The sequence below is a fragment of the Pseudomonas sp. Z1-12 genome (assembly GCF_051132015.1).
GTDB lineage: Bacteria > Pseudomonadota > Gammaproteobacteria > Pseudomonadales > Pseudomonadaceae > Aquipseudomonas > Aquipseudomonas zanjanensis.
The window spans coordinates 2,817,237-2,833,593 of sequence record NZ_CP071647.1 but is presented as its reverse complement, the minus strand read 5'-3'; the positions used below and the strand labels follow the sequence as shown (position 1 = coordinate 2,833,593).

Here is a 16,357-nt window from a genome sequence, read left to right as displayed (position 1 = left end):
TGACCAGCATCCACGGTTGTCCCTGCTTCCCATGACATACATCCCACCGTGGATGTTCTAGTTTTTTCCCACCCTATTCCTTCGTCCCGTCGACGTGCAGTCGTCCAGGCCAATGTGCACCGCTGCCACCGAACGGAAACGAATTCATGATTCGCAAACAGGTGCTCCGAAATGGATTCCTCGATCGACACGCTGCCCGCGCAAGACTCCGCGTCCCACGAACTGGCCTCGGTCCAACAAGGGATCTGGCTTGATCAACTCGCGCACCCGGACCTGCCCTACTACAACATCGGCATGTCCCTGGAGATCAAGGGCGAGATCGACATCGCATTGTTCGAGAAAGCCATCGAGCTGGTCGCCAACCGTCACGACACCTTGCGCCTGAGCTTCAGCCATGAAGGCGGCACCGGCCGCCAGCGAGTCCTGCCCGAGGTCGAGGTGAACCTGGAGGTGGTGGAATTCTCCGAGGCTGACGCCGAGGCTGGCCTGGCCATGGACTATCTGCGCAACGCCTTTCGCCAACCCTTTGAATCGTTGACTGGCCGGCTTTGGGACGCACGGATGGTCCGTTGCGGTCCGAACCGCCATTACTGGCTCGCCCGTTACCACCACCTGGTCACCGATGGCATTGGCGTGGCCCTGATCGGCCATGCCGTGGGTTCGGCCTACAACGCGTTGCTGGCCGGCAACGATGAAGTCGCCCAAGGGCATTCCTACCTGTCGTTCCTGGAAGACGACCGGGCCTACCTGGCCTCGTCCCGCTATGAGCGCGACCGCCAGTTCTGGCAGGACACCTACGCACAGATGCCGCCGTCGCTGCTGCAACGCCGGGCCGACTTCAAGACCGGCCAGGCCAACGAGCTGGCGCCCAGTGCCCAGGTCCAGGCGATGCTGCCCCGGGCGCTGTACAACGCGTTGACCCAATTTGCCAGCGAACGCAGCCTGTCGGTCGCCCATGTGCTGATCAGCGTGGTCGCCACCTATTTCTGCCGCACCGTGGGCGTCGATGAAATCGTCATCGGCATGCCCGTGCATAACCGGACCACTGCCAGGACGAAAGCAACCGCGGGGATGTTTTCCTCAGTCAGTCCGATCCGCCTGCCCGTCGACTTCGACGCCTCGCTGCTGGACCTGATGCATGCCGCCGGCGGACAACTGCGCCGCTGCTACCGCCACCAGCGCTTCCCCATCGCCGAGCTCAATCGCACCTTGCGCCTGGCCCAGACCGGGCGTCGACAACTGTTCGACGTGTCACTGTCGTTCGAAAGCCTGGACGGCGACGATCAGTTTGGCGGCACCTCGTCCACGGTCATCACCATGGACAACGGCTACGAGCAGACGCCCATGGCGATCTTCGTGCGCGACTACCATCCGTTCGAAGACGTCCACCTGGATTTCAACTTCAACACCGCCTACTTCAACCTGGAAGAGGCCCGGTACCTGCAACAACGCATCGTCTCGATGCTCGAGGCGGTGCTGGAGCAACATGACACCCCCGTGGGGCATTACCCGCTCATGAGCGAGGCTGAGCGGCAACGCCTGCAGGTCGAATTCAACGCCACGGCCCGGGAGTATCCGCGGGACGTGTTGATCCACCAGTTGTTCGAACAGCAAGCCCAGCAGCGTCCCCAGGCCTGCGCTGTACGTGGCGATGCCGGGCCGTTGCTCAGCTATGAACAACTCAACCGCCAGGCCAATCGGCTGGCCCATCGCCTGATCGCCCTGGGCGTGAAACCGGACGACCGAGTCGCCGTGAGCCTGCGGCGTGGACCGGAAATGGTCATTGCCCTGCTGGGGACGCTCAAGGCCGGGGCCGCCTACGTGCCCATCGATCCGGACCTGCCGAGCGCCCGCCAGGCGTTCATGCTCGACGACAGCAGCCCCCGGGCCGTGCTGACCAGCCAGGCGCTGCAAGACCAGTTGCCAGCGTTGGATGCGCCGCTGCTGGTCCTCGATGACCCCGCACAGTTGCCCGCTCAACCCGAACACAACCCGGACCCGCAGGCGCTCGGTCTGGCCCCCACTCACCTGGCCTACGTGCTCTACACCTCCGGCTCCACCGGTACCCCCAAAGGGGTGATGAATGAACACCTCGGCGTGGTCAACCGCCTGTTATGGGCCCGGGACGAATACCGTGTCGATGCCAACGACCGGGTGCTGCAAAAGACCCCGTTCGGTTTCGACGTGTCGGTCTGGGAGTTTTTCCTGCCGCTGCTGGCCGGTGCCGAGCTGGTCATGGCGCGCCCGGGCGGCCATCAGGAGCCGGACTACCTGGCCCGGTTGATGCGCCAGGCCGGCATCACGATGTTGCACTTCGTGCCGTCGATGCTCGACCTGTTCCTGGAACACCATGACGAACAGGCCTTCCCTGACCTGCGGCGCGTGTTGTGCAGCGGCGAAGCCCTGCCCCGCAGCCTGCAACGGCGTTTCGAACAGCAATTGCCAGAGATCGAGTTGCATAACCTCTATGGCCCGACCGAGGCGGCCATCGACGTGACGGCCTGGCAGTGCCACGCCAGTGACCCTGGCGAAAGCGTGCCCATCGGCCGGCCGATCGCCAATATCCAGATGCATGTGCTCGATGGCCGTGGCGCACCACAACCGCTGGGTGTCGCCGGGGAAATCCACATCGGTGGTATCGGCGTGGCCAGGGGTTACCTGAACCAACCGCAGTTGAGCGCCGAGCGCTTTATCGCCGACCCGTTCAGCACTGAGCCGAACGCACGCCTGTACAAGACCGGCGACCTCGGTCGCTGGCTCGCCAACGGTGCCCTGGAGTACCTGGGCCGCAATGACTTCCAGGTGAAAATCCGTGGCTTGCGCATCGAAATCGGTGAAGTCGAAGCGGCCCTGGCGTTGTGCCCGGGTGTTCGTGAAGTGGTGGTCATAGCCCGGGAAGACAATCCGGGGCAGCCGGACAGCAAGCGCCTGGTCGCCTATGTCTGCGGCGCACCGAGCCCAGCCGGACAACTGCGCAGCGCTTTGCTCAAGCACTTGCCCGAGTACATGGTGCCCAGCGCCTTCGTCCACCTCGATGCCCTGCCCCTGACCGCCAACGGCAAGCTCGACCGAAGCGCCCTGCCCGCGCCTGGCCTTGAGTCCCTGGCCAGCAAAATCTATGAAGCGCCTCGGGGCGACACCGAAATCGCCCTTGCCGAAATCTGGCAAACCCTGCTTGGCCTGGATCAAGTCGGGCGTCACGACGGCTTCCTTGAACTGGGCGGTCATTCGTTGCTGACCGTGCAGTTGCAAGCGCGCCTGCACCAGGACCTGGGGGTCGAGATCGACCTGCGCACGCTGTTCACCCAGGCCTCGTTGAGCGAACTGGCCCAGCGTGTGGAACAGGCCAGTCAATCCCAGGCCCAGCCGATTGCCGTATTGGCGCGCGATAAGCCGTTGCCACTGTCCCTGGCTCAGCGGCGCTTGTGGTTCCTCGATCAGTTGGACCACGCCGCCAGCGTCGCCTATCACATGCCCGCCGCGTTGCACCTGCGCGGTAGCCTGGATCGAAACGCCTTGCAACGTGCCCTGGACCGTATCGTCGCCCGGCACGAAAGCCTGCGTACCACTTTCGAACACCATGCCGGCGAAGTCCGGCAACGGTTTGCCGCCGTCGACATCGGTTTCGCCCTGCAGCAGCACGACCTGCAAGCCCTGGACGCCGATGCCCGGCAACAGGCCGTCGAGCAACTGACCCGGGACGAAGCCCGCGACGCCTTCGACCTGACCCAGGGACCTTTGATTCGCGGGCGCCTGCTGCGCCTGGCCGAAGACGAACACATCCTGCTGGTCACCCAGCACCACATCGTTTCCGACGGTTGGTCGGTGACGGTGTTGATCGATGAATTCAACCGTCTTTACACCGCGTTCAGCCAAGCCCCTGATCCTCACGACCTGGACGATCCCCTGCCGCCCCTGGCCCTGCAGTACGCCGACTACGCCGCCTGGCAACAGCGGTACTTGCAAGGTGAACGCTTGCAGGCCCAAACCCGCTTCTGGAAAGACCACCTCGACGGCGCTCCTGCGCTGCTGGAGCTGCCCAGCGACCACAGCCGGCCCCACGTGCAAAGCTACCGCGGGGCCAGCGTGACGCTGGAACTGCCTGCCCCCTTGAGCGCCAAGTTGCGCAGTTTCAGCCAGCAACAAGGACTGACCCCGTTCATGACGCTGCTAGGTGCCTGGTCGATCCTGCTCTCGCGCCTGAGCAGTCAGCCACACGTGGTGATCGGCACGCCTGTAGCCAATCGCCCGCGGCGCGAAACCGAGGCGTTGATCGGCTTCTTCGTCAACACCCTGGCCCTGCGCATCGACGTCCACGCCCACAGCCGTCTCGACCAGTTTCTGGCCCACATCAAAGCCACCACCCTCGAGGCTTACAACCATCAGGATCTACCTTTCGAACAGGTCGTCGAAGCTCTGCAACCGGAACGTAGCCTGAGCCATAGCCCGCTGTTCCAGGCCATGCTGGTGCTGGGCAATACCCCACGCGACCAGGCCCTGGAACTGCCGGGCCTGAGCCTGACGCCACTGCCCCGGCACACCGGCACCACCCAGTTCGACGTGAGCCTGTCACTCAACGACGATGGCGACACCATCGGCGGCCAACTCGAATACGCCAGCGACCTGTTCGACCATGGCACCGTGGAACGCTTTGCCCAACACTTCCAGACTTTGCTGGAAGCCATGGTCGAGGATGCCACTCAACCGGTGCTCGCCTTGCCGTTGCTCAGCCCGGCCCAGCGCCAGGCCTCCCCGGCGACCCTGCCGCCCACCGCCACCTTCGCCACGCAACTGCTGATCCATCAGCGCTTCGAACAGGTCGCCGCCGCACAGCCCCAAGCCACCGCCCTGGTCCTGGGCGAACGCGAACTGAGTTACCGGGCGCTCAATCGCCGCGCCAACCGCATCGCCCGTGAACTGCTCGCCCAAGGCGTGCGTCCCGATGACCGCGTGGCGATCCTGGCCCGGCGCGGAGTGGAAATGGTCTGCGCGGTGCTCGCCGTGCTCAAGGCCGGTGCCGCCTACGTGCCGCTGGATCCAGCCTACCCCAGCGAACGCCTCGGCTACCTGCTGGCCGACAGCACCCCGGTCGCCTTGCTGGCCCAGCCTGACTGCCTCGACGTGTTGCCCGAACACGCCGTGCCGGTGGTCAACCTCAGGGATTACGTCGCCGAAGACGACCTGGCGGACGAGTCCCTGGACTACAACCTCGAGGCCGGCGCCCTGGGCCTGACGCCACGGCACCTGGCCTACGTCATCTACACCTCGGGGTCCACCGGGATGCCCAAGGGCGTGCTGGTGGAACACGGCAATGTCGCCCGGCTGTTCGACGCCACCGCCGGCTTGTTCGACTTCGACCACAACGACGTATGGACGCTGTTCCACTCGTTTGCCTTTGACTTCTCGGTCTGGGAAATCTGGGGCGCCCTGAGCTACGGCGGCAAGCTGGTGATCGTCCCGAGCGACGTCGCCCGTTCGCCCGATGACTTCTATGCGCTGGTCTGCCAGCAGCACGTCACGATCCTGAACCAGACGCCGAGCGCCTTCCGCCAGTTCATTGAAGCCCGCGGGCGCAGCGACCAGGAACACGCCCTGCGCGAAGTGATCTTCGGCGGCGAGGCCCTGGACTTCCGCAGCCTGCGCCCCTGGACCGCACGCACGGCGCTGTCACGCACCCGTCTGGTGAACATGTACGGCATCACCGAAATCACCGTGCATGCCACTTACTACCCGATCAGCCAGCTGGAAATCGACACCGGCGCGCCCAGCCTGATCGGCCCGCCACTGCCCGACCTGTGCCTGCGCATCCTCGACGAGTACCAGCAACCGGTGCCGGTGGGCGTCAATGGCGAAATCTACATCGGCGGCGCGGGCGTGGCCCGGCATTACCTGAACCGCGAGGCGCTCAATGCCGAGCGGTTCATCAGCGATCCCTACGCCGTTGAGCCCGGCGCAAGGTTGTACCGCACCGGCGACATCGCTCGCTACCGCGCCGATGGCGGCGTGGTGTACGTCGGGCGCAACGACTCGCAGATCAAGATCCGCGGCTTCCGTATCGAGCTGGGGGAAATCGAGGCCATCCTCGCCGCCGTTCCCGGTGTGCGCGACGTGGTGGTAGTGCCCCTGGAAAGCCAACCGGGCCAAGCGGACAGCAGGCGGTTGGTCGCCTACCTGTGCGGTGAGCCGGTACCCGTGGAGCAACTGCGCGCCGCGTTGCTGGAGTCCCTGCCCGAATACATGGTGCCAAGTGCCTATGTGCACCTTGAGAACCTGCCGCTGACACCTAACGGTAAGCTCGATCGCAACGCCCTGCCCGCGCCGGGCCAGGACGCCTTCGCCAGCCGCGCCTATGAGGCACCGCGTGGCGAGATCGAACAGATCGTCGCCAACGTCTGGCAAAACCTGCTGGGCATCGAACAGGTCAGTCGCCACGACCGTTTCTTCGAAATCGGCGGGCACTCGCTGATGGCCGTGAGTTTGATCGACCGCCTGCGCGAGCATGGCTTGAGCGCGTCGGTGCGTACTGTGTTCACGGCCCCCAGCCTGCGAGAAATGGCCGAGGTCTTGAGCCAGAGTAACGAGGCACTGTTCCAGGCACCGGCCAACGGCATTCCACCGGGCTGCACAGCGCTGAGCCCTGACATGTTGCCGCTGGTGGAACTGACGCCGCAGCAACTTGAACAGATTGTCGCCGCCGTCCCTGGCGGCGCCGGGAACATCCAGGACATCTATCCATTGGCGCCGTTGCAACAAGGCATTCTGTTCCATCACCTGCTCGGGCATGAAGGCGATGCCTACCTGGTGCGTTCGCTGATCGAGTTCGATGACCGTCAACGCCTCGATGCTTTTCTTGCTGCCTTGCAGGCAGTGATCGATCGCCATGACATTCGGCGCACCGCCGTGCATTGGGTCGGCCAGCCGCAGGCGGTCCAGGTGGTACAGCGCCAGGCGTTGCTGCCTGTGCAGCACATCACACTGAACGCCGATGAGGACCCACGCGCCCAACTGGAACGCCTGAGCGATCCACGGCATCTGCGCCTGGACTTGCAACAGGCACCGTTGACGCGTGCCTGCGTCGCCCACGATCCGCAATCCGGACGCTGGCTGCTGGCGCTGCTGGACCACCACATGATCAGTGACCACGTATCCCAGGGGATCGTGCTCGAAGAAATCCAGCGCCTGTTGCAGAACCCGGGCGACAGCCTGCCGACACCGATACCTTATCGGGAGTTTGTCGCGCAAATCCTGGCGACGCCGCCTCAAACCCATGAAGACTATTTCAATCGCCGCCTGGCCAGTGTCGAGGAACCTACTGCGCCGTTCGACAGGCTGGATGTCCAAGGCGACGGGGCCCACGTGACGCAAGCCAGCGTGCGCCTCGACCCGGTCCTGAGCCAGCGGATCCGCGCGCAATCGCGCGCAGCCTCGGTGACGCCGGCCGTACTGTTCCATATCGCCTGGGCCCAGGTCCTCGGTCGCTGCACCGACCGTGATGACGTGGTGTTCGGCACCGTGCTCGCCGGTCGCCTGCAAGGCTCGCTGGGGGCCGAACGGGCCCTTGGGGTGTTCATCAATACCTTGCCGGTGCGGATACGATTGGCCGGGGGCGGTGTCCGTGCACTGGTGGACGAAACCTATGGCGACCTCAGCGAACTGCTGTCCCATGAACAGGCCTCCTTGGCCTTGGCGCAACGTTGCAGCAACGTGCGCCCTGGCTTGCCGCTGTTCACCACACTGCTCAATTTCCGCCATCAAACCGAGGGCGGATCACTGGTCGACGAAGATCAGATCCTGGCCTGGGACGGCATCCGCTTCCTGAGCAACGAAGCCCGCACCAACTACCCGATCGAAGTGGCCGTGGCGGATGAAGGGGATGACTTCTCCGTGACCGCCCAAGCCATTACCGGCATCGACCCGCAACGCATCGCCGCCTACCTCGCCCAGGCCGTGACCGCCTTGGTCGAAGCCCTTGAACACGCCCCGGACCGCCTCGCCAGCCAGCTGGACGTGGTGCCCGCCAGCGAGCGGCAACTGCTCCTGGGAGACTTCAACCGCAGCGCCAGCAACTTCGGCACCGCGCAACCGATCCACCACCTGTTCGAAACCCAGGTCCAGGCCAACCCCGACGCCGTGGCCCTGGTTTGCGAACAGCAACAACTGACCTATCGCCAGCTCAATCGCCGCGCCAACCACCTGGCCCGCCAGTTGCTCGCCCTCGGCATCGAACCCGATCAGCGCGTGGCCGTCTGTGCCGAGCGCAGCCTGGACATGATCGTCGGCCTGCTCGGCGTGCTCAAGGCCGGTGCCGCCTACGTGCCCATCGACCCAGCCCATCCCGCCGAGCGCATGGCCTTCATGCTGCAGGACAGCCAGCCTCGGGCGCTGTTGACCCAGTCGGCCTTGTCCTTGCCCTCCGGCGATCTGCCCCTGCTGTGGCTCGATATCCGTGAGTCGCTGCACGCGGCGGATGACGCTGGGTTTGACGTCAACCCGCAGATAGCGAGCCTGACAGCCGATCACCTGGCCTATGTAATCTACACCTCCGGCTCCACCGGCCAGTCCAAGGGTGTGATGGTCGAGCACCGTTCGGTGTTCAACTTCTGGCAAGTGCTGACCCGCACCACTCACCAGCATTGCCCGAGCCCGGCCACCGTGGCCCTGAACGCCGGGTTCTTCTTCGACATGTCGATCAAGGGCATCTCGCAACTGTTCTCTGGCCACCGGCTGGTGATCATCCCGCAACTGATCCGCGCCAGCGGCCACGAGTTGCTGGACTTCCTCGAACAGCATCAGGTGCACGCCTTCGATTCCACGCCATCGCAGCTCGACACCCTGCTCGCCGCCGGCCTGCTGGAACGCAGCAGCTACCAGCCGGTGAGCGTGCTGCTCGGTGGCGAGGCCATCAACGCCGCGACCTGGACGAAACTGCGCGACTGTCCGAGCATCCGTTTCTACAACATGTACGGCCCCACCGAATGCACGGTGGACGCCACCATCGACCTGATCCGCGACCTCGGCGAACGTCCGAGCATTGGCCGGCCGATTGCCAACGTCCAGGTGCACGTGCTCGACGCCCGCGGCGAACCGACGCCCCTGGGCGTGGCCGGTGAACTGCACATCGGCGGTGCCGGCGTGGCCCGGGGTTACCTGAACCGAGCGGAACTGAGCGCCGAGCGTTTTATTGCCGACCCGTTCAGCAGCGAGCCGAACGCACGGTTGTACAAGACCGGCGACCTCGGTCGTTGGCTGGCCGACGGCACGCTGGAATACCTGGGGCGCAATGACTTCCAGGTGAAGATCCGTGGGTTCCGTATCGAGTTGGGGGAAATCGAGAACGTCTTGCGCGGCTGTGCCGGTGTCACCGAGGCCGTGGTGATCGCCCGGGAGGACAATCGCTTGGTGGCATACCTGTGCGGCGAGCCGGCCAACGCCGAGCAACTGCGCAGCACCCTGCTCAAGCACTTGCCCGAATACATGGTGCCCAGCGCCTTCGTCCACCTCGATGCCCTGCCCCTGACCGCCAACGGCAAGCTCGACCGAAGCGCCCTGCCGGCCCCCGGCCAGGATTCGCTGGCCAGCAAAACCTACGAAGCGCCTCGGGGTGAGACCGAAATCGCCATTGCCGAAATCTGGAAAGACTTGCTGCACCTGGATCAGGTCGGCCGCCATGACGGCTTCCTCGAACTCGGCGGCCATTCGCTGCTGACGGTGCAACTGCAAGCGCACTTGCACCAGGACCTCGGGGTCGAGATCAACCTGCGCACGCTGTTTGGCCTGGGTTCGCTGCAAGCCCTGGCCCGGTGCGTGGATCAGGCAACCCAGTCCCAGGTCCAGCCCATCGAGGTGGTGTCCCGCGATCATCAGCCGATGCCGCTGTCCCTGGCCCAGCGACGCTTGTGGTTCCTCGATCAGTTGGACCACGCCGCCAGCGTTGCCTATCACATGCCCGCCGCGTTGCACCTGCGCGGTCGGCTGGATCACAACGCCCTGCTACGCGCCCTCGACCGTATCGTGGCCCGCCATGAAAGCCTGCGGACCACCTTCGAACGCCATGACGGCGAAGTCCGCCAGCGGTTCGCTGCTGCCGACATAGGCTTTGCCCTGCAGCAACACGACCTGCAAGCCCTGGACGCCGACGCCCGGCCACAGGCTGTCGCGCAACTGACCCAGGCCGAAACCCGTGAGGCCTTCGATTTGGGCCAGGGCCCCTTGATTCGCGGGCGTCTGCTGCGCCTGGCCGAAGACGAGCACATCCTGCTGGTCACCCAGCACCACATCGTCTCCGATGGTTGGTCGGTAGCGGTGTTGATCAGTGAGTTCAACAGCCTCTACGCAGCCTTCACCCAAGGTTTCGACGATCCGCTGCCGCCCCTGGCCCTGCAGTACGCCGACTATGCGGCCTGGCAACAGCAATACCTGCAAGGCGAACGCTTGCAGGCTCAGACCCGCTTCTGGAAAGAACACCTCGGTGGCGCCCCCGCGCTGCTGGAACTGCCCACCGACCGCAGCCGGCCTCAGGTGCAAAGTTACCGCGGAACCACTGCGGCGCTGGTACTGCCGGCGCCACTGAGCGCCAGGCTGCGCAGCTTCAGCCAGCAACAGGGCCTGACCCCGTTCATGACGCTGCTGGGCGCCTGGTCGATCCTGCTTTCGCGCCTGAGCAATCAGCCCGAAGTCGTGATTGGCACGCCCGTGGCCAACCGTCCACGCAGTGAAACCGAAGCCCTGATCGGCTTCTTCGTGAATACCCTGGCCCTGCGCATTGACGTCCAGGCCCACAGCCGCGTCGACCAGTTGCTCACGCGAATCAAGGCCATCACGCTCGACGCCTACAGCCATCAGGACCTGCCCTTCGAGCAAGTCGTCGAAGCCCTGCAACCGGAACGCAGCCTTGGCCACAGTCCGTTGTTCCAGGCCACGCTGGCGCTCGGCAACACCCCGCGCGACCAAGTCCTGGCACTGCCGGGGCTGAACCTGACACCGCTGCCCCAAGCCACCGGCACCACCCATTTCGACGTGAGCCTGTCACTCAACGACGATGGCGACACCATCAGCGGCCAGTTCCAGTACGCCACCGATTTGTTCGACGAAACCACGATCGTGCGCTGGGGCCGGCACTTCCTGCAGCTGCTCGATGGCTTGCTCGATGACGTCAACCAACCGCTGGCGAACCTGGCGTTGCTGGACAGCCAGCAACGCCAACAACTGCTGGTGGAATTCAACCCCGCCAGTGATGCCCTGGACGAAAAACCAAGCCGTTTCCCCCACGCCGTATTCCAGGCACAGGCGATCCGCACCCCGGATGCCGTGGCGCTGGTCTGCGCCGGGCAAGTACTCAGCTACGCCGAACTCAATGCCCAGGCCAACCGTGTCGCCCACCGTCTGATCGCGCTGGGTGTGCAACCCGACGACACCGTCGGCCTCTTCTCGCGCCGCAGCCCGGAGATGGTGATCGGCCTGCTGGGCATCATGAAAGCCGGCGCGGCCTACGTGCCGCTCGACCCGCAATACCCGGCGGAACGCCTGGCCCACATGCTGGCCGATAGCGCGCCACGGGTACTGGTTCGCCAACAAGACCTCAATACACTGCAACTGCCGGAAGGTCTGGCGACACTCGAACTGGGTTGCCCATCCCTGCAGCAAGCCCCGGCCCACGACCCTCAGGTGCCGGACCTTACCTTCGGCCATCTGGCCTACGTGATCTACACCTCAGGTTCCACTGGCTTGCCCAAAGGTGTGATGGTCGAGCATCGCGGCCTGCGCAACCTGCTGGACTGGTTCATCGAAGACCTGGCGTTCGATGCCGGCGATGCGGTGCTGCTGGCCTCTTCCTACAACTTCGACCTGACCCAGAAAAACATCCTCGCGCCATTGATGGTCGGTGGTGAACTGCACTTGGCCGAGGAGCCCTTCAACCCGGGCGCCATCGTCGCGCAGATCGCCGAATGGGGCATCACCCACACCAACATGTCGCCAAGTGCCTTCCATACCCTGGTCATTGCCGATCGGCATCACGCCTTGTCCGGCTTGAAACGAGTGGTATTGGGAGGAGAGCCGATTCCGATCGCCCTGCTGGAAAAACTGCCTGAGCCTCGGCCAACGGTGGTGAACGGCTACGGGCCGACCGAATGCAGCGGCGTCGTCGGCTGGCATCGGGTGAACACCGACCTGACGACGTACCGGGACCAATCGATCCCGATCGGCCGGCCGATTCGCAACATGCAGATGCATGTACTGGACAGCCACGGCCAACCGGTGCCGGTGGGCGTGCGCGGCGAGGTTCATGTCGGCGGTGTCGGTGTGGCCCGCGGCTACCTGAACCAAGCACAACTGAGCGCCGAACGCTTCATCGTCGACCCGTTCTCCAGCGCGGCCAACGCCCGCCTGTATAAGACCGGCGACATCGGTCGCTGGTTACCCAATGGCACGTTGGAGTACCTGGGACGCAACGACGATCAGGTGAAAATCCGCGGCCTGCGCGTCGAGCTGGGTGAAATCGAGGCGGCCCTCGCCGAACTTCCGGGTGTCCGGGAAGCCGTGGTCGTTGCCCGCGACCACCAGACGGACGAGACCCGCAGCAGCCGCCTGGTCGCCTATCTGTGTGGCGAACCGGCCGCGGCCGAGCAATTGCGTAGCGAACTTCTGAAGCGCCTGCCCGACTACATGGTGCCCAGCGCGTTCGTGGTCCTGGAGGCATTGCCGCTGACCCCCAATGGCAAGCTCGACCGCCGTGCCCTACCTGAACCCGGCCAGGAGGCTTACGCCAGCCGGGCCTACGAGGCGCCCCAAGGGCCCGTGGAACTGGCCATTGCGGACATCTGGCAACAATTGCTGGGGCTCGAACGTGTCGGCCGTCACGACGGTTTCTTCGAACTCGGCGGCCACTCGCTGCTGGCGGTCAGTTTGATCGAACGCCTGCGCGAGCGAGGCCTGAACGCCGACGTGCGCGCCGTCTTCAGTGCGCCCAGCCTGCGGGAACTGGCCCAGGCCGTGGCAAACGCCAAGGACCCGACCTTCCAGGCCCCGGCCAATCTCATCCCGAGCGCTTGTACCGCATTGACCCCGGACATGTTGCCACTGGTGGAACTGAGCCCGGCCCAGCTCGAACGCATCGTCGCCGCCGTCCCCGGTGGCGCGGCGAATATCCAGGACATCTACCCCCTGGCGCCCCTGCAAGAAGGCATTCTCTTTCACCACTTGCTGGGACATGAAGGCGACGCCTACCTGATGCGTTCGATGCTCGACTTCGATAACCGCCAGGCCCTCGATACCTTTATTGCCGCCGTACAGACGGTGATCGATCGCCACGACATCCTTCGCACCGCCGTACATTGGGACGGTTTGCCCCAGGCGGTACAAGTGGTACAGCGTCAAGCGCGGTTGGCGGTGCACAGCATTACCCTCGATGCCCACAAGGACGCGCTCAGCCAACTCGAAGCCCAGAGCGATCCACGGCAGCTGCGCCTGGATCTTCGGCAGGCCCCGCTGATGCGAGCCTGCATTGCCCAGGACCCGCACTCCGGGCGCTGGATGCTTGCGCTGCTCAACCATCACATGGCCAGCGATCATGTGACCCTGGAAATCGTCCTGGAGGAAATCTACGCCATTGTGCATGGACACGGCGACAGCCTGGCGACACCACAACCTTACCGTGACTTCATCGCCCAGACCCAGGCCGTCCCGGCGCAAACCCACGAAGCCTACTTCCGTCGCCGACTGGCTGATGTCGATGCACCTACCGCACCCTTCGATTTGCTGGAAGTGCAAGGCGATGGCAATCACATCGAAGAGGCCAGCGTGCGGTTGAGCGTCGAACTCAACCTGCGCATCCGTGCCCTGGCCCGGGAACGCGGCATCACCCCGGCGGTGTTGTGCCATGTGGCCTGGGGACAGGTGCTCGCCCGTTGCACCGGGCGCGATGACGTGGTGTTCGGCACGGTGGTTGCCGGTCGCCTGCAAGGCAATGCGGGGGCCGAACGCGCCCTTGGGGTATTCATCAACACCTTGCCGGTGCGGCTGCAACTGGCCGAAATCGGCGCCAACGAGCTGGTGCTTGCGACCCACCGCGACCTCAGTGAGCTGCTGGCCCACGAACAGGCGCCCCTGGCCCTGGCCCAACGCTGCAGCGGTGTTCCCAACGCCTTGCCGCTGTTCACCAGCCTGCTCAACTACAGGCACCAGCGCAGTGACAACCCGTTGCAATGGCCAGGCATGCGAATCCTGAACAGCGCCGAGCGGACCAACTACCCGTTGACCCTGTCGGTCAATGACTACGGCGATGCCCTCGGCCTGACCGTGCAAAGCGTGCAGGCAGTGGACCCGCAACGCATCTGCGCCCTGATGCAACGGGCACTGGAACAACTGGCCCAGGCCTTGATGTACACGCCACGGATCCCGCTCACGCAACTGGACGTGCTGCCTGCCCAGGAGCGCACCCTGTTGCTGGAAACCTTTAACCAGACCGAGGAGGACTACCCGACCCACCTGTGCATTCAGCAACTGTTCGAAGAGCAGGTGCGCCGCACGCCGAACGCCTGCGCATCGCTCGACGGCCAGCAATCCCTCAGCTATGCCGAACTCAACGCCCAAGCCAACGGCCTCGCCCACCAGTTGATCGCGGCGGGCGTCCTGCCGGGGGATCTGGTGGCCATCTGCGTCGAACGCGGCGTGGCGATGATCAGTGGCCTGCTGGGGATTCTCAAGGCCGGTGGCGCCTACGTGCCACTGGACCCGACCTACCCTCCCGAGCGCCTGGCGTCGATCATCGAGGACGCCAGGCCCCGCTTGTTGCTGGCCGATCCGGTCGGTCGCGCGGCCGTGGGCACGCTGCAGGAAGGCACTCGCTACCTGCCCATCGAGCGGGCGCTGGCGACACCGTCGAACAGCCGCGATCCGCAACCCGATACCGTGGGCCTGACGCCAGAGCACCTGGCCTATGTGATCTATACCTCCGGCTCCACCGGCAAGCCCAAGGGCGTGATGATCGAGCACCGCAACCTGGTGACCTCGACGCTGGCCCGGGGCACCGTGTATGGGCCGGCGACCGGCAAGCGCTTCCTGCTCTTGTCGTCGATTGCCTTCGACAGCTCCGTGGCCGGGGTTTTCGGCACCCTGGTCAGTGGCGGTACCTTGTGCATCTCGGATGCCGAAACCGCCCGCGACCCCGAGGCCATCGCCCGCTTCATTGGCGAACAGGCCGTCACCTCGCTGTTGTGCGTACCGTCCCTGGGCCGCCTGGTGCTGGCAAGCCTTGCCAATGGCAACGGCCATGGCAACCTGCAGGAGATGATCGTCGCCGGCGAAGCGTGCCCGGCGCAATTGGTGCAGGAATGCATCGGGCTGGAACCGGCGATCGCCTTGTACAACGAATACGGCCCCACCGAAGCCACCGTCTGGAGCACGGTGCATCGCTGCACCGCCGAGGACCTGGGCACGGTGCCGATCGGCCGGGCGATTCCCAACAGCCGCCTGTATGTGCTCGATGCACAGCGCCAGCCGGTACCGCTCGGCGTGCCGGGTGAACTCTACGTCGGCGGCGCCGGGGTCGCCCGCGGCTACCTGGACCGGGCGACACTGAACGCCGAACACTTTCTCAGTGACCCGTTCGCCCCGGGCGACGAGCCACGGATGTACCGCACCGGCGACCTGGTGCGCCTGCGCGCCGATGGGGTGCTCGAATTCCTCGGACGCAACGACCAGCAGGTCAAGATCCGCGGTTTCCGTATCGAGCCCGGAGAAATCGAGGCACTGATGCTGACCCTGCCGGGGGTGCGCGAGGCAGCGGTCATCGCTCGCGAAGACACACCGGGGGCCACGCGCCTGGTGGCTTACCTGAGCGTTGAACCGCACCTGGCCGGCCGCAATGCCAGCAGCACGCTACGGCCCTACCTGACCTCGCAGTTGCCCGACTACATGGTGCCGGCGGCGTTCGTGGTGGTCGGGCAGTTGCCCTTGACCCCTAACGGCAAGCTAGACCGCAACGCCCTGCCGGCGCCTGCCGGCGAGGACTTCGCGTACCGCCAGTACGAAGCGCCCAACGGTGAGACCGAAGCGCTGCTGGCGGCTATCTGGACCGACCTGCTGGGCCTGGAACGGATCGGTCGTCACGACAATTTCTTCGAGCTCGGTGGTCACTCGCTGCTGGCCGTGCAAGTCACGCTCCGGGCGCGGGAAACCTTCGGCGTCGAAGTGCCGCTCAGGGGACTGTTCGAACACCCGTCACTGCTCGCCCTGGCCGACCTGATCAACACCCTGCAACTGGCGCAATACGAGTCCGATGAGTTGCTGGACCTGCAACAAGAAATGGCTTCGCTGTCTGAAAGCGAACTGCTCGCTATCGTCTCCAAGGATGCTTAAT

1 protein-coding gene is annotated in these 16,357 nt (G+C 64.9%); it reads left to right on the top strand.

All coding sequences use genetic code 11. The features are described 5' to 3' along the window. Nucleotides 1-171 precede the first annotated feature (171 nt). Complete coding sequence (locus J3P85_RS12325; RefSeq protein WP_434706008.1) at nucleotides 172-16,356, top strand: amino acid adenylation domain-containing protein; 16,185 nt, start codon at nucleotides 172-174, stop codon at nucleotides 16,354-16,356. Nucleotide 16,357: the final 1 nt, after the last annotated feature.